The 20,296-nt window shown below is 47.1% G+C and carries 17 protein-coding genes and 1 pseudogene; 2 read left to right on the top strand and 16 right to left on the bottom strand.

Translation table 11 applies throughout. The annotated features are described in order from the left end of the window. From VR7878_RS01225 to VR7878_RS01170, 12 genes and pseudogenes are all read right to left on the bottom strand, one after another. Positions 1-83 (bottom strand): annotated as a pseudogene (locus VR7878_RS01225) (IS200/IS605 family transposase); the annotation flags it as partial. Positions 84-293: 210 nt separating this feature from the next. Next, entirely contained in the window at positions 294-1,163 is an 870-nt protein-coding gene (locus tag VR7878_RS01220) for an L-ribulose-5-phosphate 3-epimerase (protein WP_077332651.1), read from the bottom strand. 18 nt (positions 1,164-1,181) lie between these two features. Beyond that, positions 1,182-1,946, bottom strand: coding sequence for an IclR family transcriptional regulator (locus VR7878_RS01215; protein WP_077332649.1), 765 nt, complete (start codon positions 1,944-1,946; stop codon positions 1,182-1,184). Positions 1,947-1,955: 9 nt separating this feature from the next. Beyond that, complete coding sequence (locus VR7878_RS01210) at positions 1,956-2,624, bottom strand: 3-keto-L-gulonate-6-phosphate decarboxylase UlaD (protein ID WP_077332647.1); 669 nt, start codon at positions 2,622-2,624, stop codon at positions 1,956-1,958. Further along, entirely contained in the window at positions 2,621-4,108 is a 1,488-nt protein-coding gene (locus tag VR7878_RS01205; protein WP_077332667.1) for an FGGY-family carbohydrate kinase, read from the bottom strand. Before VR7878_RS01205 ends, VR7878_RS01210 begins: the two co-directional genes overlap by 4 nt. A gap of 37 nt (positions 4,109-4,145) precedes the next feature. Next, a complete protein-coding gene (locus tag VR7878_RS01200; protein ID WP_077332645.1) occupies positions 4,146-4,853 on the bottom strand; it encodes an L-ribulose-5-phosphate 4-epimerase in 708 nt (235 codons plus the stop codon). A 94-nt stretch (positions 4,854-4,947) separates the two neighbouring features. Next, the gene (locus tag VR7878_RS01195; RefSeq protein ID WP_077332643.1) at positions 4,948-5,922 is read right to left on the bottom strand and encodes a TRAP transporter substrate-binding protein; all 975 of its coding nucleotides are present in this window, start codon (positions 5,920-5,922) and stop codon (positions 4,948-4,950) included. A gap of 12 nt (positions 5,923-5,934) precedes the next feature. Beyond that, the gene (locus VR7878_RS01190) at positions 5,935-7,215 is read right to left on the bottom strand and encodes a TRAP transporter large permease subunit (protein WP_077332641.1); all 1,281 of its coding nucleotides are present in this window, start codon (positions 7,213-7,215) and stop codon (positions 5,935-5,937) included. Then, positions 7,212-7,730 (bottom strand): TRAP transporter small permease, encoded by a 519-nt coding sequence (locus VR7878_RS01185; RefSeq protein WP_077332639.1) that lies wholly within the window; start codon positions 7,728-7,730, stop codon positions 7,212-7,214. The genes VR7878_RS01190 and VR7878_RS01185 overlap by 4 nt, the downstream gene beginning before the upstream one ends. Before the next feature lie 85 nt (positions 7,731-7,815). Continuing rightward, positions 7,816-8,817, bottom strand: coding sequence for a 3-dehydro-L-gulonate 2-dehydrogenase (gene yiaK / locus VR7878_RS01180; RefSeq protein WP_077332637.1), 1,002 nt, complete (start codon positions 8,815-8,817; stop codon positions 7,816-7,818). Between the two features lie 537 nt (positions 8,818-9,354). Continuing rightward, entirely contained in the window at positions 9,355-10,125 is a 771-nt protein-coding gene (locus VR7878_RS01175) for an ABC transporter permease (RefSeq protein ID WP_077332635.1), read from the bottom strand. Positions 10,126-10,146: 21 nt separating this feature from the next. After that, the gene (locus VR7878_RS01170) at positions 10,147-11,124 is read right to left on the bottom strand and encodes an ABC transporter ATP-binding protein (RefSeq protein ID WP_077332633.1); all 978 of its coding nucleotides are present in this window, start codon (positions 11,122-11,124) and stop codon (positions 10,147-10,149) included. Between the two features lie 416 nt (positions 11,125-11,540). On the opposite strand from VR7878_RS01170, the gene can reads away from it, so the two are divergent. Continuing rightward, the gene (gene can, locus VR7878_RS01165) at positions 11,541-12,209 is read left to right on the top strand and encodes a carbonate dehydratase (protein ID WP_077332631.1); all 669 of its coding nucleotides are present in this window, start codon (positions 11,541-11,543) and stop codon (positions 12,207-12,209) included. A 78-nt stretch (positions 12,210-12,287) separates the two neighbouring features. On the opposite strand, the gene hpt is transcribed toward can, so the two are convergent. Then, positions 12,288-12,821 carry a hypoxanthine phosphoribosyltransferase gene (hpt, locus tag VR7878_RS01160; protein ID WP_059119919.1) on the bottom strand — a complete coding sequence of 178 codons (534 nt, stop codon included), beginning with the start codon at positions 12,819-12,821 and terminating at the stop codon, positions 12,288-12,290. Between the two features lie 442 nt (positions 12,822-13,263). Between hpt and VR7878_RS01155 the strand changes: the two genes are divergently transcribed. Beyond that, positions 13,264-13,884: a LuxR/HapR/OpaR family quorum-sensing transcriptional regulator gene (locus VR7878_RS01155; protein WP_059119918.1), complete on the top strand. Its 621-nt coding sequence runs from the start codon at positions 13,264-13,266 to the stop codon at positions 13,882-13,884. Positions 13,885-14,019: 135 nt separating this feature from the next. Here VR7878_RS01155 and lpdA read toward each other — a convergent pair whose 3' ends face one another. The 3 genes from lpdA to aceE all read right to left on the bottom strand — a co-directional run bounded on the left by lpdA (position 14,020) and on the right by aceE (position 20,245). Next, on the bottom strand, positions 14,020-15,444 hold the full coding sequence (gene lpdA, locus VR7878_RS01150; RefSeq protein ID WP_077332629.1) for a dihydrolipoyl dehydrogenase: 1,425 nt from the start codon (positions 15,442-15,444) through the stop codon (positions 14,020-14,022). Between the two features lie 243 nt (positions 15,445-15,687). After that, positions 15,688-17,568 (bottom strand): pyruvate dehydrogenase complex dihydrolipoyllysine-residue acetyltransferase, encoded by a 1,881-nt coding sequence (aceF, locus tag VR7878_RS01145; protein ID WP_077332627.1) that lies wholly within the window; start codon positions 17,566-17,568, stop codon positions 15,688-15,690. A 16-nt stretch (positions 17,569-17,584) separates the two neighbouring features. Next, positions 17,585-20,245, bottom strand: coding sequence for a pyruvate dehydrogenase (acetyl-transferring), homodimeric type (aceE, locus tag VR7878_RS01140; RefSeq protein ID WP_077332625.1), 2,661 nt, complete (start codon positions 20,243-20,245; stop codon positions 17,585-17,587). Positions 20,246-20,296: the final 51 nt, after the last annotated feature.

Genomic DNA, 20,296 nt, shown 5'->3' with positions numbered 1-20,296 from the left:
ACTTGCCTTCTATATTTCGGTGCAAAGACTATGTGGTATTTACAGTTCCAGCGCGTGTGCGCTAAGCTCTTTTCGTCCCCCATTGGGACCCCCTTTCAATTCTTAATTAACTCTTGTAGTTGCCAGACCACAAGACGTTTTTATCAAATTGAAAGGGGTTATATAACTGACTTATAGCTGTAAGCTTTACGGAACCCCCAGCCTAGCTGGGGGTTTTCTCTATACAAAAAAGGGCGCGTCGACACGCGCCCTATCCGTGATTGACTCAGGAAAACTGGCGAACAGAGAATCGCTTAGAGCGCAAACCCGACGCTCTGGGCCATCGCTGTTAAACGCTGTTTGGCGGTGATGATATTGTCCCGCCAGTGTTCATCGTGGGCCCACATTTCAATCACAAACGGTGCACCGTAGTGAATCTCTTTGAGTGCGGTAAAAATGGCCGGGAAATCGACTTCCCCTTCACCAATGACCAAATCACGAAATTTGCCGGGAAAACCGTGTTTGACTTTCAGCGTGTCTTTGAGATGAATCTGAACCAGATGATCGCGGGCCAGCTTCAGCTCGGTACACACATCGTGATTCCAGCCGGTAATATTACCGACATCGGGATACGCCATGAAATAAGGAGATGGGACTTCCCGTTTCAGAACTTCAAATTTGGATAACGAATTCAGATAGGGAGTATCCATTATTTCTACGGCCAGCATCACCCCGGCCTGCTCGGCCCGCTTTGCCGCCCAACGCATACCATCAACGAAGCGCTGGTGGGTTTGTAGCGATTGGGATTCATAGTAAACATCGTATCCGGCCAATTGAATCGTCCGGATTCCCAATCGATACGCCAGTTTAATCGCCTTTTCCATAATCTCCCGGGCTTTTTCACGCACCTGTGGATGTTCAGAACCAAACGGGAATTTACGATGCGCACTCAGGCACATGCTCTGTAAGGGGATGTCGTACTGAAAACAGAGCTGACGAAGCTGATTAATGTCATCATCTCCCCAGTCCAGTCGTTGTTGTCGTTCATCGGTTTCATCGACAGAAATTTCGACAAAATCGAATCCGAGTGATTTCGCTTCTCTGAGACGCTCTTCCCAGGACAGCGTTGCCGGCATCGCCTTTTCATATAAGCCGATGCGAGATTTGAGGGTATAGTTGTTCATCGCTGGTATCCTTTTCAATCACTGCTTAAACAGTTCTTGTTCTATCTTTTCTGTCGTTTGTTTAATTTTCTTCGCAAGGTTATCCGGCCCGAAATTTCTTAACCGGGGAGTCAGGGTTGAGAGGCTGACGGCATACGCCGGAACCCCTGAACGGTCAAAAATCGGGACAGCAGTACATGAGATCCCGGCTTCATTTTCTTCATTATCAATCGCATACCCTTGTGCTCTGATTTGCTTCAGCTCATTGAGAAAGTGAGCTTTGTCGGTAATGGTATTGTCAGTCAGCCTCTGAATCAGTCCGACATTGCGCTGCCAGTAATTCTCTTGATCTTCCTGGGTTGAAAACGCCAGAAAAACTTTACCTGCTGCGGTGCAATACATTTCGGAGTACATGCCGACAAACGTGCGGGTTCTGAACGGTGAATGCTGAGGTTCCAGCTTGTCGCGAAACACGATCTTATCCCCCTCACGGGAAATAAAATTGATCGTTTCATTCAGCTCTTTCACCAGCTCATTCAGCTTCGGTCTGGTCGTCGCCAGAACATCAGAACTCAATGCCGAATGACCGATATGCAATAGCTTCAGGGTTAGCCGATAGTTCTTCGATGCTGAATGTTGGGCGACATAACCCAATGCCTCAAAGGTACTGAGCATACGATAAGCCGAGGTTTTGTTGATGCCAGTCTGCTGCGCAATTTCATGCAACGCGACCCCATCGGGGTGGTGGCTCAGAAATTCCAGCACAGCCATAGACTTCACCAGTGATTTTACCTGCTCACTCATAAAGAAACCTTACCAGTAGTGGTTGATCTGTTTGCGAAATTCACGGGCGATAGTCTTACCGTCGTGGATAGTATTACCGTCGTGATTGGCCAGTGCGCGTCCAGCGATGAACGATTTTGCACGGATATTCTTAAATAAATGAATATCTTCCGGAACAATACCACCGGTAATCGAGAGTTCAAGCCCGACCTCGGATAATTGTTCCATCAACAGCAAATCATGTTCACCCCACCCCACTCCGGCAGCCTGCGCATCCCGGGAGCGGTGATAAATCGCCTGCGTCACGCCACTCTCTACCCAGAGTTTCGCGTCCTCAATCGTCCAGTGTCCGAATAGTTCTATCTGAATTTCACCGTTAAATTGCTGTGCGATCCGCTGTGCCGAGCGGACAGTTTCAATATGAGCGGCAGCACCGACGGTCACCCAGTTTGCACCGCTGGCAAATGCCATTTCCGCCAGTGTTTCTCCCGCATCAAGCAGCTTCATGTCACACACCAAAATATGCTGAGGATAATGCTGACGCAGGGTTTTGAGCGCATGCATACCTTCTGAAAAAGCCAGTACCGTCCCGACTTCAATTACATCCACCGCATCCGCCACATGATGAACATCATTTAATGCGGTGCTCAGATCCGTTGAGTCCAGTGCAATTTGCAAATAAGGTTGTGTCTGGTTCATACCATTTCCTCAAAATTTTTCAGTGCTTCGACATAACGCTGATAACGTTCAAACCGGCTTTGATAGCTGGCATATAAATCAGGATTAGGAAGAACCGTTTCTATCGGGATATCAGATGCAGCCAAGGCAGTGGCGAGATCCGGATAAGTCCCGCTGCCAACCATTGAGACGAGTGCCGCCCCTAGTGCACCGGTTTCCTCAACCGCAGGGATTTCAAGACATAATCCGGTTAAGTCCGCCAGCATCTGCATCCAGGTCGGTGATTGTGTCGTGCCGCCGGTTACGCGTAATACCCGGGTCTCAGGGAAACGGCGTAACATTTTTTGCAGATGAACATGATGACAACACACAATGCCCAGCCAGATCGCTTGGATAAGATGGGCTTTGCTGTGATAGGCCTGCAATCCATAGAATGATCCTTTCAGTCCCAGTCCGGCATTAGATCCATAGAGAAACGGCACAAACAGCACATCACTGGCGAGTGGATTCAGCGAGCTGACTAAACGCTCATTCTCCTGATGATCGATCTGTTCGCCCCCCAGATAAGGCGCAAACCATTCATAATTACTTGCTGATGTCGGGCTGGCTTCATGGACGATATAAGACCCGGGCATCGCATAATGTCCGTAAACAAACGGCTCATCGGTATGGGTTTCCAGTGTGGTTGTGATCCCGGAGGTGACCGACCAGGTCCCCATCACAGCATTCAACATCGGCTTTTCAGCATGAATACCGGAACAGATCGCAGTCGAGACGACATCGAATAAACCGCCGTAAACCGGTGTACCGACCATTAACCCGGTAGCCTGAGCCGCCGCTTCACTGACCGTGCCGGAGCATTCCGCAGGATAAATCAGCTCAGGCAGCGCATTGGCGATCTCTTCAATACCAAATATCGCCAGCAGAGCCGGATCGTATTGCTGTTTGCTGGCATGGTAGAGGTTACTTTCCGACATATTGGTCACCTCAGCCCGGATCTCACCGGTCAGACGATAACGCAAATAGTCATGTGACATAAAAACCGTCCCAATCTGTCGATAGAGATGCGGTTCATGCTCTTTCACCCAGCGCAGGATGGAGACGGGATGTCCCGTCCATAATGTCTGCCGGGTCAGCGGATAGATCGTCTTAGGAATACCATCATGTTGCCACTGTCTGACAATATCAATCGAACGGGAGTCGGACGACAAAATACCATGACGCAGGGCTTTGCCGTTTTTATCCAGCAAATAGAGCCCTTTCCCCTGAGCAGAAATACTCAGCCCGCGAATCTGCTCCGCACGGATACCACTCTGCTGAATCACCCCTTGAATCGCGCGACAGGTTTCTTGCCAGTACAGCGACAGATCCCGTTCGATCCACCCCTGTTTCTCACGAATCACTTGGGTATTTTCCCGGTACAACGCAATCTGACGGCCGTGACAATCAAACAGGCCCGCTTTCAGCACCGTGCCACCGGAATCAATGCCCAGAAAGTAACTCATCGTGTTGTGCCCCATACGTTGCTCCGCCATCTGTACATCAGCTGATTGATTTACTTTTTTGTCCGTAATAAGCATCTTGCCCGTGTTTGCGGAAATAATGCTTATCCGAAAGCTCTTGCTGTAACACAATACCGGCATTCAGTGCCCGGGTGCCGAGTGCCATCGTGGCTACTTCTTCCAGCACCACGGCATTGTGCACCGCTTCATCAGCATTTTTCCCCCAGCTAAACGGGGCATGACCGGCAATGATCGCACTGGGAACCGCAACCGGATCAATCGCTCGCCGCTGAAATTCTTCTATGATCACTAGGCCGGTATTTTGCTCATAATCCCCCTGAATCTCTGCCGGTGTCAGCGGACGCGTGCAAGGGATGTTGCCGTAAAAATAATCGGCATGGGTGGTGCCGAGCGCCGGGATATCCAATCCGGCCTGTGCCCAGATCGTGGCATGGCGAGAATGGGTATGCACAATGCCACCAACCGACGGAAAAGCTTTATACAGTTCAAGATGGGTTTTGGTATCACTGGAAGGATTCAGTGTCCCTTCAACAATGTTGCCATCCAGATCGACGATAACAATGTCGTCGATGGTCATGTCATCGTACGCCACGCCGGATGGCTTGATAGCGATCACATGAGCTGCCCGGTCAATCTCAGAAACATTGCCCCATGTGAATGTCACCAAACCATATTTTGGCAGGCTCAAATTCGCCTCTAATACGCGTTGCTTGATTTCAGAATACATAGCCGCTCCTATCGACATGCATTGTCGATACCTCTCCTGTCCATTTCGGTGTCCAGCACCACTGCACACCGAAGGGTTACTCAATCGCTGACGGTTATTTTTGCGCTGCCAGAATGCGATTGATCATGGTGTCACCGTTTGCTTTGATAAATTCATTCCAGACCGGTTTAACTACCGCCTGAAATGCTGCACCATCCACATCCCGGTTGACTTTCATGCCATGAGATTCCAGCTCAGCGATCATCTGATCTTCTTTTTTGATACTCATTTGGCGCTGCATCTTGACGGCTTCAGCCGCAACATCAGTGATAATTTTCTGTTCAGCGGCACTGAGTTTTTTGAAGCTTTTTAAGTTCATGGTTAAGACGAGCGGTGAATACGCGTGCTGAGTCATGCTCAAATATTTCTGTACTTCATAAAATTTAAAAGACAGGGTGACACCAATCGGATGATCCTGAGCATCGACCACGCCAGTTTCTAAAGCGGTATACAACTCAGAGACCGGGATCTGTTGCGGGTTCGCATGTAATGCATTGAACATATCATTGAGTGCTTTGGAATTATTGACCCGCATTCTCAACCCGGCGACATCTGCCGGTTTACGGATTGGCCCACGATTATTGGTCATATTCCGATAGCCGTTTTCCGGATATCCCAACCCTTTGATGCCATATTTTTCCATCGACTTGAGCACGTCCTGACCCACGTTACCGTCTAAGACCTGATAAGCAGCTTCCCGAGTCGGAAAAATGAATGGCAGAGTGAAAGCAGCCGATTCAGGGAGTAAGCCAGACCAGTTATTTAATCCGACCATTGAGATATCAATGATTCCCGCCCGGGTGCCATCAATCATCTGTTTATCATTGCCCAATTGTCCTTGGGGGAAGATGTTGACTTTGATATCCCCGTGAGAACGTGCTTCGACCTCTTTTTTAAAGAACAGTGACATGTCCTGTTGTAGATCTGATTCAGGGGCAGCGTGAGCAAGTTTCAATGTGGTGGCATAAGACTGGGTGGTGAACATCGCCAGTGCTGTCACCAAACCTGCAACTTTCAGAATTGATTTCATGTTGTTTCTCCGTTATCCGATAATAAGTTTCATTGGTATTGTTATAATGCTCGGGAAGATGACGAACAGCGTCAGTAACACGGTGTACGCCAGAATAAATGGAAAGATGCCTTTAACCGCTGCCGACATCGGTACTTTAGCTACACCACACACAACATTGAGCACGGTACCGACCGGAGGGGTAATCAGACCAATCGAACAATTGATCACAAACATCAGTCCAAAATAGGTGGGGTCGATCCCTGCCAGTTTGACGACCGGCATCAGGAGCGGCACCAGAATCAGAATGGTCGGGCTGAGATCCATCACCATCCCGACACACAAAACCAGCAGCATAATGACCGCCATCAGCAGACGCGGACTGTCAACCAACGGTGCCAGCATCTGTGCCAGTTGTTGGGGCAACTGAGCCACGGTAATCAGCCAGGCCGCGACCATGGCACAACCGACCAGAAACATCACCATGGCTGTTGAGCGCCCGGCATTGAGCAGGATGTGATAAAAACTGCGCAGATTGATTTCCCGGTAAATGACCGCCGCAACAAAGATGGCATACACGGCAGCGACAACCGCAGCTTCTGTCGGGGTGAACACGCCAAAGCGAATCCCGCCGATAATGATCACCGGTAACAATAACGCCCAGATACCATCTTTCAGTGCGGCACGTTTTTCCGTTTTTGAAGCTCTGGGCTGCACGTCCAGATCTTCGCTGCGCACCGTGAACGCCCAGACAAACATCAGTGTCAGTCCCATCAAGATACCGGGCACGATCCCACCGAGAAATAGGTTCTTGATGGAAATACCACCGGCAACCCCGACCAAAATTAACGGCAGAGACGGCGGAATAACAGGAGCGATAATGCCACCGGCGGCCAGCAGCCCCATTGACGGGCTTTGCGGATATTTGGCCGCTTTCATCATCGGGTAAAGAATACTGACCAGCGCTGCAGCATCGGCTACCGCAGAGCCGGAAAGCCCGGCAAGCAGCACCGAGGTCATGATCGCTACATACCCTAATCCACCTTTGCGGTGACCGACATAACAGGTTGCCAGCCGGACAATCCGTGTAGATAACCCGCCCGCAGACATTACCTCACCGGCAATCAGGAAAAACGGAATCGCCAGTAAGGTAAAACTATCCACCCCGTTCACCAGTGACTGAGCCAGAATGTCAGCACTGAACAGATCCATATGCACCATCAACGCAATAGAAGACAGTAATAAAGCAAAGGCGACGGGCAAACCTAAAAGGATCGACACAATCAAGACCGTTAAGAAGATAAATAGCGTCATGCCTGATCCTCCTGAGCCTGTTGTGTCACAACGGATTCATCAGCGGACTTGTCTATCAACCACTGTGGAAAAAATATTCGGACGGCCGCCAAAATCGCCATTAATCCACCGGAGATCGCACCGGCCAGATAAAATAGTGCCGATGGCAGGCCTGTCAGCGGGGAAATATCACGCCAGTTATCCATCATCTGACCGAATGCGCCATAAAACAGCATCCCGACCGAGACCAAAATAATCAACCAACAGAGCCGTCTGAGAAATGGGACCCAGCGAGGCATGAGTTTTTCGGTAAACTCTTTAACAGCCAGATGCTCATCTCGCTGGAGGACGATCACCGCCCCCAACATCACCACCCAGACTAACCCCAGACGCGACAATTCAACCGATGCTCTCAGCCCTGAAGAAAATCCATACCTGAGTACTACATTGGTAAATACCAGCACTAACATGGCGACCAATATCGCTGCCATGATGATGTCAATACTGTCCAAAACCCATTTCAATACCGTTCGCATATACAACTCTCCGGCGGTGCTTACTTGTCTGAATCATTCTTTTTATGGATCGACTTTTGTTATCAGTTCGACTGATTCGGTCAATCTAAAGTGCAAGGATCTGCTGCCAAATCTCATCGTGAATTTCGATACCACCTTGCTCCCGGTGCTTGTCGATATAAGACTGAATCTCAGATCCCGCAATCATCACCTTGCCGCTCTCGGCAGGCTCGGAGGCAAGCACATATTCCCGGATGCGCTTCATCTCTTCGATCAGACGCTCTCCGTCCATCGTTTTGCTGGTATCAATGGCAATCAAAAACTGTGAAACACCGAATTCAGCTTGCATATCTTCAGTTAATGCAGGGACGGAATACCCACCGCTTACCGCCGTCAGCAGCATGTCCAGCACTACAGCCATTGAAGAGCCTTTCCAGAATCCCATCGGCAGGAGTCGTTTGTTTTCCCACAGAACATGCGGATCGGTGGTTAACTGACCCTCATCATCAAAGCCGCCGACGACCGGAAGTTCTTTATCCGCCAGCACATAGTTTTGCAGCTGACCGTAGGAATACTGACTCATTGAACAATCCACCAATACCGGCGGATCACCGGCAACCGCCATAATTAATGGATTACTGCCCACGCGATGATCTTTCCCTCCCCAGGCTGGCATTACGGCAATTGAGTTGGTGGATGCAATACCGGCCAAGCCTGCACGAGCCATTTTGAGTACGTAAGTTCCGCCGCGCATCCAGTGGTTTGAATTGCGCATTGCCACCATGCCGATGCCATACTGTTTCGCCAGTTCAATCGCACGGTCAGTACAAATTAATCCATTGAGGACTCCGGGGCCGAAATGGCAATCCCACTGCTCCAGGGCACCCAGACTGTTAACGCATTCCGGAATGGCATTGAGCTTAATATGCCCTTGATCCACCTGAGAAATAAAAACCGGGAATCGGTTGATACCATGCGAGTAGGTTCCTTCATTCGCCATTTCAACAAACCCTTGGGCAAGTTTGGTTGCTGAGTCGGCGGCCATGCCCCTTTTGAGCAAGGCACTTTCAAATTGATGTTGCAGTTCATTTAAGGATACGAGAGGCATTGCTTATCTCCGATTCATTTCATATTACGTAATTGATGCTACGTTTTATTCCGAATTTTAAAATCTCAAATTGCTCACTTTGTGAGCCAATGATTCAAATTCAAAACAAATGGCATTTTTTGTTTCGCTATACGAAACGAATAAAAATGAAATATAAATACACAATTAAGAGATAAATCAGTAAATTAAACTCTGAAAGAGATTTGATTCAGATAAAAAACGTTAAAATGAAGAAAAATTACAACAAAAACAGATCAAGATGAGTGAATTCAGATAAAATAGAAAGATAAGCACAATGGCAATATGAATGTTCTGAGGGAAATGAAATGTCCTATCTGAAATCCGTACGATTCTTTTTGACGATGGGTGTATTGATCACGTTGAGCGTTTTAACCACATCCTGGCCGTTTTTATAAAACTATATCAGAACGTCATATAAAATGAGCCGCTATAAAAACCGGGGCGCATCTCGAATGGATGCGCCCCGGTTGATCATACTGTGTTGTTCGCAAGATATTCAGTGACTCGGGTTCGTGGTTAAGTTCTTAGCCCTATCCCCTTTTTCACCAAGATATAAGATATGCTATACAGCGCTACGATGAAGATCCCTAACACCGAAAATGATGCCAGAATACTCACATCGGAAATCCCCAGAAATCCATAACGGAATGCATTAACCATATACACAATGGGATTAACCTTGGACACATATTGCCAGAATTCAGGCAGCAGCGATAATGAGTAGAACACACCGCCAAGATAAGTCAGTGGCGTCAGGATAAACGTCGGCACAATCGAGATGTCATCGAAGCTTTTGGCATAGATGGCATTGATAAACCCACCGAGTGAGAACACCACAGATGTCAGGAACACAGTCACGACAATGATCCCCCAGTGTTCGACCTGAAGATCGACAAAAAACAGGGACACCAGCGTGACCATCACGCCGACACATAATCCGCGGGCCACCCCACCCATAATATAGCCGCCAATGATGACGTAAGTCGGCACCGGTGCAACCAGTAACTCTTCAATATTTTTGTGCATTTTGGCACCAAAGAACGAAGAGGCGACATTCGAATAAGAGTTGGTAATCACCGACATCATAATCAGGCCGGGCACAATGTACGCCATATAACTGACACCGTGCATCATCCCGATGCGGGAACCAATCAAATTACCGAAAATAATAAAATAGAGTGTCATGGTAATCGCTGGCGGTACAAGGGTTTGCACCCAGATACGGGAAAAACGAACCACTTCTTTCCCCAGCAGACTGCAAAAGGCGGTCCAATAAAGCTTATACATGCTTCCTCTCATTTTGATTCTTTAATTCGTTGATGTCTCATGATGTGTTGTGGTCGCATCATGATTGCCGCTGGTGCGACCGCCCGCTGTGGATTCATTGACGATACGGACAAACAGTTCTTCCAGTCGGTTGGCTTTATTGCGCATCGACAGAACCGGAATACCATGCTCACTTAGCTGGCGAAATACATGGTTCAGGCCTTGGGTTTTCTCAATTTCAATCTCCAAAGAGCCATCGGCATGTTTCTGACTCAGTACGCCGGTCAGCTCGGGGATGTCGGTCACCGTCGGTGCCAGATCGAGAATAAATGTTTCGACCTTAAGCTGACCAAGTAACGCCTTCATCGAGGTATTTTCAATTAACTCACCACCGTGAATAATCCCGATATTACGGCATAACATTTCCGCTTCTTCGAGATAATGTGTGGTCAGAATAATCGTAATCCCTTGGCGGTTGAGCTGCTGAAGGTAATCCCACATCGAGCGGCGCAATTCAATATCGACGCCAGCCGTCGGTTCATCAAGAATCAATAACTGAGGTTCATGCATTAAAGCCCGGGCAATCATCAGCCGACGCTTCATCCCCCCGGAGAGGTTTCTGGAACGTTCTTTGCGTTTTTCCCATAGGTCGAGCTGTGTGAGATATTTCTTCGCCCGCTCTTTGGCTTGCGCACGTGGTACACCGTAGTATCCCGCTTGCTGAATCACAATTTGTTCAACGGTTTCAAACTGGTTGAAGTTAAACTCCTGCGGCACCAACCCCAAAGAAAGTTTAGCCAGCTCCATTTCTTTGTCCAGATCGTGGCCGAATACGGATACCTTTCCCGAGGTTTTATTGACGAGTGAGGAAATAATCCCAATCGTGGTTGACTTACCGGCACCATTGGGGCCAAGTAAAGCGTAAAAATCCCCTTTTCTCACCGTCAGATTGAGGCCTTTCAGTGCTTCAAATCCACCGGCATACGTTTTACGTAAATCGGTTAGTTCTAATGCATTCATATTGAATAAGATCCTATGTCATTGACATCGTCGGCTGAAACCGCAACCTGATGATAAGGATGCCAGTAGACGAATAGTTTTCATATGGAGGTTCAACGAAGAAGTTTCAACCTTACATCAGAAAAAATGAAATAGCCAAATTGCAGCTAAAAATCAAAAAAACTTAATTTAAATGCGGGTATTTACAGGGAAAATGCACCGTTTTACAACTCATTCGCATGATTCGTTCAAGTCTTTAAAAACTGATGCTTTTATCACCTCAATTTTCCTAATCTTGCCATATCTGATCAGATGAGTAAAAAAAGCAATATATTCGCAACTATATTGTGTATATTGATTCTCAGTTAAGCCGACCAAACAATCGGATTATCTTTAGGCTGTGGGAAATGCCTCCCATTGCAGGTAAGGAAAGTAAGATGCCCCAGATCAAAACACTATTCGAAAATAATGCGAAATGGACCCAATCGATTAAAGCAGAGAATCCTGAATATTTCAGTAAACTGGCAGAAGGCCAGAATCCAGATTTCCTGTGGATTGGTTGTTCCGATAGCCGCGTGCCGGCAGAGCGTCTGACCGGGCTTTATGCCGGAGAATTATTTGTTCACCGCAACGTCGCTAATCTGGTCATTCATACCGATCTGAATTGTCTCTCTGTCGTCCAGTATGCTGTTGATGTGCTCAAAGTGAAACATGTAATTATTTGCGGACACTATCACTGTGGTGGCGTCAATGCTGCAATTGACACTCCGAAACTCGGGCTCATTAACAACTGGTTGCTGCATATTCACGATGTCTACTGTAAACACCGGACTTACCTTGACAAAATGTCTGATCAAGACCGCGCCGATAAGCTGGCAGAAATCAATGTCGCAGAGCAGGTGTATAATCTGGGCAACTCCACCATTCTTCAAGGTGCTTGGGAACGCGGACAGCAGATCGAACTTCATGGCGTGGTTTACGGCATCGAAGACGGAAAATTAGAATATCTCGGGGTTCGCTGCAATTCACCGCAAACCGTTGAAGATACCTACCATCAAGCGATGGAAAAAATTCTCAATCCGGACTACAAGCTACTTTGTCGCTGAGCGCCGTATTGAGTGTCTAAAAAATAAAAGCCCTTCCGGGCTCTTATTTTCACATCTATACAGCGCTTTATGCCGCTCTTATGACTCCTGGAGCGTGACTCGCCCAATATAAGGCAAATGGCGATATTTCTGCGCATAGTCAATACCGACACCGACGACAAACTCATCCGGTATTTCAAAACCAATCCACGCTACATCCACAGGGACTTCTCTGCGTGAAGGCTTATCCAGCAATGTACAGATACGGATCGAACGCGGCTCGCGCAACGACAGAATCTCTTTCACTTTATTTAAGGTATTCCCCGTATCGATAATATCTTCGACCAGCAATACATCTTTGCCTTTAATATCATCATCGAGATCTTTCAGGATACGGACATCTCGTGAGCTTTGCATTTCGTTGCCATAACTGGAAGCCGTCATAAAATCGACTTGATGCGTCAGTTGAATCGCGCGGGCTAAATCAGCCATAAATACGAATGATCCGCGGAGTAACCCGACAAGAACCAATTCCTCGCTATGCTGATAATATTCGGTAATTTCCTTCCCTAGGGCTTGTACACGTTTCTGGACATCCTGCTCAGAAATCATGACTTCAACGGTATGCTTCATAAGAATCTCATTGCTTTGGTTGGGCTTTTTAAATGGGCATCTCATTGAATCCGGCATTTTTGGATGATAAGCCTATCAATGAAGGGGGCGTATAGTATCACCTCTAACCCGAGAGTTAAACAGAGCTGACAGAGCACTCATCCTCTTTTGTTATTCTTCTCAATACTCGCCTCTCTCCAGCGAAACAGCAAATAATGACACTCATTAACGCTATTTCTGGATGAATAAAATTCATCTATAAAATAAAGACATAATTTCACGATAATTATCACTAATATGATTAAATTCCATCACAAATGATACTTGAGGCACTGCACAAAAACTTCATATAAAGAATTGGCCTGACACATATGCACCATTACACTCATATATCGAACACAAAATAATAAAATAATCATTAGAACACATATTCATTCAACGTAATTGGCAAGGAAAAAAAACTATGGACGCTTCAATAGAAAAACGCCCTCGTACACGATTATCACCTCAGAAACGTAAACTTCAGCTCATGGAAATTGCGCTTGAAGTTTTCGCCAAGCGAGGTATCGGACGTGGTGGACATGCAGATATCGCTGAGATTGCTCAGGTTTCTGTTGCAACAGTATTTAACTATTTCCCAACGCGTGAGGATTTAGTTGATGATGTGCTCACTCATGTCGTTCACCAATTCTCAAACTTCCTCGCAGACAATATTGATGTAGACAGTTATATCAAAGATAACCTCTATCATCTCACACATAAAATGACAAAATTGGTATTTGAAGATTGTCATTGGCTGAAAGTGTGGTTTGAGTGGAGTGCATCAACTCGCGATGAAGTCTGGCCGCTATTCGTATCGACCAACCATACAAACCGCCTGCTGGTGAAAAACATGTTTGTCAACGCAATCGAACGCGGTGATGTCAGCGATCATTATGATTCTGAGCACTTAGTCACCCTGTTCCTCGGGATCTTCTACTCTCTGTTTGTTCAAGTAAACCGTTTACAAGATCAAAAAGAGATTGATGATCTGGTGAACAGCTATCTGGACATGTTATGCATTTATAACAACCGTCGGGCTTAACTGATTATTCGGAAATCCATTCTCTTTGTGTTCGACTGGAAAATGTGTTCGTTCCGGTGAGAGATTCAACAGGATTTCAGAGATAAAAAAACCGCTGTCAATGACAGCGGTTTTTTATTGAAGGGCATCAGGCCATTATTTCTTTTTCGCTTTCGCATTAGGCAGATCGGTAATGGTTCCTTCAAAGACTTCAGCAGCCAGGCCGACAGACTCATGCAACGTTGGGTGCGCATGAATGGTGAGAGCCAAATCTTCAGCATCACAGCCCATTTCAATCGCCAGACCAATTTCACCGAGCAACTCACCACCATTGGTACCAACAATCGCACCACCAATTACACGGTGTGTATCTTTATCGAAGATCATCTTCGTCATACCGTCAGAGCAGTCAGATGCAATTGCACGACCGGAAGCAGCCCAAGGGAAAGTCGCAACTTCATAGTTGATGCCTTCAGCTTTCGCTTCTTTCTCTGTCTTACCAACCCATGCAACTTCAGGCTCAGTATATGCAATCGATGGGATCACTTTCGGATCAAAGTAATGTTTCTTACCGGCAATTACTTCAGCAGCAACGTGTCCTTCATGAACACCTTTGTGTGCCAGCATTGGCTGACCGACAATATCACCGATCGCAAACAGATGAGGAATATTCGTACGCATCTGCTTATCAACATTGATAAAGCCACGCTCATCAACTTCCACACCCGCTTTCTCAGCATCAAGCATTTTACCGTTTGGTGTCCGGCCGATTGCAACCAATACTGCATCATAGCGCTCAGCTTCTGCCGGGGCATTTTTGCCTTCCATCGAAACATAGATACCATCGTCTTTCGCTTCAACAGCCGTGACTTTGGTTTCCAGCATCAGGGTAAATTTGTCTTTGATGCGTTTGGTGAAAACTTTCACGACATCTTTATCTGCCGCAGGAATCACCTGATCAAACATTTCAACCACATCAATCTGTGAACCGAGTGCGTGATAAACCGTACCCATTTCAAGACCGATAATACCGCCACCCATGATCAGCATTTTCTTCGGCACTTCTTTCAATTCCAGCGCATCGGTTGAATCCCAGATACGTGGATCTTCATGCGGAATAAATGGCAATTCAATCGGACGAGAACCCGCCGCAATAATTGCATTGTCGAAGTTAATGACTGTTTTGCCATCTTCACCTTCAACTTCGATGCTGTTCGGGCCGGTAAATTTACCAAAACCGTTAACAACGTTAACCTTACGCATCTTCGCCATTCCGCTCAGACCGCCGGTCAACTGATTGATTACTTTTTCTTTCCACAGACGAATCTTGTCGATGTCTGTTGACGGTTCGCCAAATACGATGCCGTGTTCTGATAATGCTTTCGCTTCTTCAATTACTTTCGCAACGTGTAACAGTGCTTTAGATGGAATACAACCGACATTCAAACATACACCACCAAGGGTGTTGTAACGCTCAATAATTACAGTTTCCAGACCTAAGTCGGCACAACGGAAAGCAGCGGAGTAACCAGCAGGACCTGCACCCAGAACAACCACCTGGGTTTTGATTTCTTTGCTCATTTTGACCTCTTGTAGTCATTATCCCTTACAGGCTAACGGGGCTTCAAAAACATACGTCTAAACATGTGAGGAGTGAATCCTAAAACCAACTCAGTTTACAGAGATGTTAATGATATGAAAAGATAAACCCCAAAGCCTGTGAGCCAGTCAACAATTAAAACTCAAGAATAACATTCCGGTTTTAATTGCCCTTTGATTCTATCGATTAAGGCGGCTATTCAGCCGCCTTTTCATTTCTCGAGATTACAGTACCAGACGACGAATGTCGCTCAGGCAGCCGTTCAGATAGCTAATGAAACGAGCGCCCTCTGCCCCATCGATCACGCGGTGATCATAGGAAAGAGACAACGGTAGTTGCAGACGAGGCGCAAAGTCCTTGCCATTCCAGACCGGTTTCATTTCTGACTTAGACACACCCAGAATCGCGACTTCTGGTGCATTCACGATTGGTGTAAATGCCGTACCACCGATACCACCAAGGCTAGAAATTGTAAAACAACCACCTTGCATATCTGATGCTGTCAATTTACCTGCACGGGCTTTCTTGGAAACCGCCATCAGTTCTTCTGAAAGCTGGTAAATCCCTTTCTTGTTCACATCTTTGAACACAGGGACAACCAGGCCATTTGGTGTATCAACTGCGATCCCGATATTGACGTATTTCTTCACAATCAGGCTTTCACCATCTTCAGACAGTGAGGCATTAAATGACGGGAAAGCTTCCAGTGCTTTGGCCGCAGCTTTCATAATGAAAACCAGTGGCGTGATCTTCATACCGGTATCTTTCTTCGCTTCAATCGCATTCTGTTCTTTACGGAACGCTTCCAGCTCAGTGATATCCGCATTATCCCACTGGGTCACATGAGGAATCATCACCCAGTTACGCGCCAGGTTGGCACCGGAGATCTTCTTAATGCGAGATAACGGCTTAACTTCAGTTTCACCAAATTTGCTGAAGTCCACTTTTGGCCATGGCAACAGACCCAACGCACTACCGTCACCTTTGCCAGAAGCAGCACCAGACTCTAGTCGTTTCAATGCTTCTTTGACAAAGTTCTGCACATCTTCTTTCAGGATGCGGCTCTTACGCCCCGTCCCTTTGACTTTTGCCAGATTAACACCGAATTCGCGCGCCAGACGGCGAACAACCGGAGATGCGTGGGCATATTCGTTATTTTCCTGGAAATCACCCGTTGCCGGTGCAGCACTCGCAGCGGCCGGTTTTTCAGCATTTGCTTTTGGTGCTGGTGCAGACTCTGATTTTGCAGGCGCTTCAGCAGGAGCAGCACCGGCCACTTCAAAGACCATGATCAAAGAGTCTGTTGATACTTTGTCACCGACTTTGATTTTGATTTCTTTGACCGTACCGGCAAATGGTGCAGGCACTTCCATTGAAGCTTTATCCCCTTCAACGGTAATCAGCGACTGCTCTTCAGTGATCGAATCACCCACAGCAACCATGATTTCAGTCACTTCAACTTCATCACCACCGATATCCGGAACATGTACGTCTTCAGATGCTGATGCTGTTGAAGCGGCCGCCGGCGCTTGCTGCTCAGAAGCCGCAGCCGGTGCAGAACCTGAACCCGCCACTTCAAAGACCATAATTAAAGAATTGGTCGACACTTTGTCACCCGTCGCAACTTTGATCTCTTTGACTGTACCGGCAAACGGTGCAGGGACTTCCATAGAAGCTTTATCACCTTCAACGGTCAGCAGAGATTGCTCTTCTTCAACTTGATCACCGACAGCAACCATGATCTCAGTGACTTCAACTTCGTCGCCACCGATATCAGGGACATGCACTTCTTTGACTTCAGTGCTTGCTGAAGATGCCGCTGGCGCAGCATCTTCAGACTTCGCTTCAGCGGCAGGTGCAGCATCAGCTGCACCCTCATCTTCAAAGATCATGATCAGAGAGTTAGTCGACACTTTATCGCCAACCGCAATTTTGATCTCTCTGACAACCCCACCCTGTGATGCAGGGACTTCCATAGAAGCCTTGTCACCTTCAACGGTGATCAGGGATTGCTCTTCTTCAACTTTGTCACCAACGCTTACCAGAATCTCAGTGACTTCAACCTCATCCGCACCGATATCAGGTACATTAATTTCGATTGTCATTGCTTTTCTACCTCAATTAAGCGTATAGCGGGTTTGTTTTTTCTGTATCGATATCGAATTTCTTAATCGCTGCGGTCACAACAGATTTCTCGATATCACCTCGTTTAGCCAGTTCATTCAGTGCAGCAACCACAACATATCCCGCATTCACTTCAAAGTGACGACGTAAGTTTTCACGGCTGTCAGAACGACCGAAACCATCGGTTCCCAGAACTTTATAAGATGCAGCAGGTATATAAGCACGCACCTGTTCGGCATAGTTTTTCATATAATCTGTAGCTGCGATTGCAGGCTCAGAACCCATCACAGTCGCGATATAAGGCACTTTCTCTTCCGCTTCAGGATGCAGCATGTTGTCACGCTCACATGCCTGACCATCACGAGTCAGTTCATTAAATGAAGTCACGGAGAAAACATCAGAAGCAATGTTATATTCTTCGCTCAGGATCACTGCAGCTTGACGCACTTCATTCATGATCGTACCAGAGCCCATCAACTGCACTTTACCTTTGTTACCAGCATGTGTTTCCAGTTTATAGATCCCTTTGCGAATCCCTTCTTCAGCACCATCTGGCATCGCAGGCATTGCATAGTTTTCATTCATCAGCGTGAGGTAGTAGTAAACATTCTCTTGTTCACCATACATGCGACGAATACCATCCTGAATGATGACCGCAACTTCATAGGCAAATGTCGGGTCATAAGACACACAGTTTGGAATCGTGCCAGCCTGAATATGGCTGTGGCCATCTTCGTGTTGCAGACCTTCACCATTGAGCGTTGTCCGTCCGGCAGTTCCACCGAGCAAGAAACCGCGAGCTTGTTGGTCACCCGCCATCCATGCCATATCACCGACACGTTGGAAACCGAACATCGAGTAATAGATGTAGAACGGAATCATCGGCAGGTCGTTAGTGCTGTATGACGTTGCAGCGGCAACCCAGGAAGACATCGCGCCCAGCTCATTGATCCCTTCTTGCAGAACCTGACCGGAAGTATCTTCTTTATAGTAAGAAACAACGCCGCGGTCTTCCGGTATATAGGTCTGACCATGCGGGTTATAGATACCAATTTGACGGAACAGACCTTCCATACCGAAAGTACGTGCTTCATCGGCAATGATCGGCACAATATGCTTACCGATATTTTTATCTTTCAGCAGAATATTCAGCGTACGCACAAATGCCATGGTTGAAGAAATATCACGCTTCTGTTCTTCCAGCAGCGGCTTGAATTCATCCAGTTCAGGCGTCACCAATTCTTGCGTAAATTTCGGCAGACGTTGTGGTGTATAGCCATGCAACGCTTTACGACGAGCGTGCAGGTATTCATGTTCTTTTGAACCTTCTTCAAGTTTCAGATAAGGCAGCGATTTTACGTCTTCATCTGAAATCAGATCTTGCAGGCCTAAACGGTCACGCATTTTCAGAACATGGGTCATATCCATCTTCTTCACTTGGTGCGCAATGTTTTTACCTTCTGCCGCATCACCCATACCATAACCTTTGACGGTCTTGGCAAGAATCACGGTTGGACGGCCTTTGGTGTCCTGAGCATTTTTGAATGCAGCAAACAGCTTCGATGTATCGTGACCACCGCGTTTCAGAGCAAAGATTTCATCATCGGTCATATCCGCAACCAGCGCTGCTGTTTCAGGATATTTGCCGAAGAAATGCTCACGGACGTAGGCACCATCTTTTGACTTGAATGTCTGATAGTCACCGTCAATGGTTTCATTCATTAACTGTAACAGTTTGCCAGACGTGTCTTTTGCCAACAGCGAATCCCAGTTGTTGCCCCACAGGACTTTAACCACGTTCCAGCCTGCGCCACGGAACAGACCTTCCAGTTCCTGAATGATTTTACCGTTACCCATGACCGGTCCGTCCAGACGTTGCAGGTTACAGTTGATCAGGAAGCAAAGGTTATCCAGTTTTTCACGTGCGGCAAAAGAGATCGCTCCACGAGATTCCGGCTCGTCCATTTCACCATCCCCAAGGAAGGCATAAACACGCTGTTCTGAGGTATCTTTCAAGCCACGGCCGTCAAGATATTTCAGGAAACGCGCCTGATAAATAGCAGAGATAGGTCCAAGCCCCATTGATACCGTCGGGAATTGCCAGAATTCAGGCATCAATTTAGGGTGTGGATAAGATGGAATCCCTTTACCATCAACTTCTTGACGGAAGTTGTCGAGTTGCTCTTCAGTCAGACGGCCTTCAACAAAAGCACGGGAGTAGATTCCCGGAGAGATATGACCTTGATAGTAAACCAGATCGCCGCCGTCTTTCTCGTTTGGCGCACGGAAGAAATGGTTAAAGCATGTTTCATAAAATGCAGCTGAAGATTGGAACGAAGCCATGTGGCCACCCAACTCTAAATCTTTCTTCGAAGCACGAAGAACGATCATGATTGCGTTCCAGCGAATAATTGACCGGATACGACGCTCAAGTGTCGTGTCGCCCGGATAGGCAGGCTCCTGATCGGCAGGAATGGTATTGATATAGTTTGTTGTAACGCCTGTTGGCATATCAACGCCATCGAGACGTGCTTTCTCCAGAACTTCTTCCAGGAGATACTGAGCACGTTCAACGCCTTCTTCACGGACAACTGACTCAAGTGCTTCTAACCACTCCTGAGTTTCCAGTGCATCTACGTCATGCTTCATGTCAGACATGCGATCTTTCCTTTTGTTGGTTTGATCAAAACAAATCAGTAATAAAGGACA

Source organism: Vibrio ruber DSM 16370 (assembly GCF_900163965.1).
In the GTDB taxonomy this organism is placed as follows: Bacteria; Pseudomonadota; Gammaproteobacteria; order Enterobacterales; family Vibrionaceae; genus Vibrio; species Vibrio ruber.
This window is presented reverse-complemented; position numbering and strand designations above follow the sequence as displayed.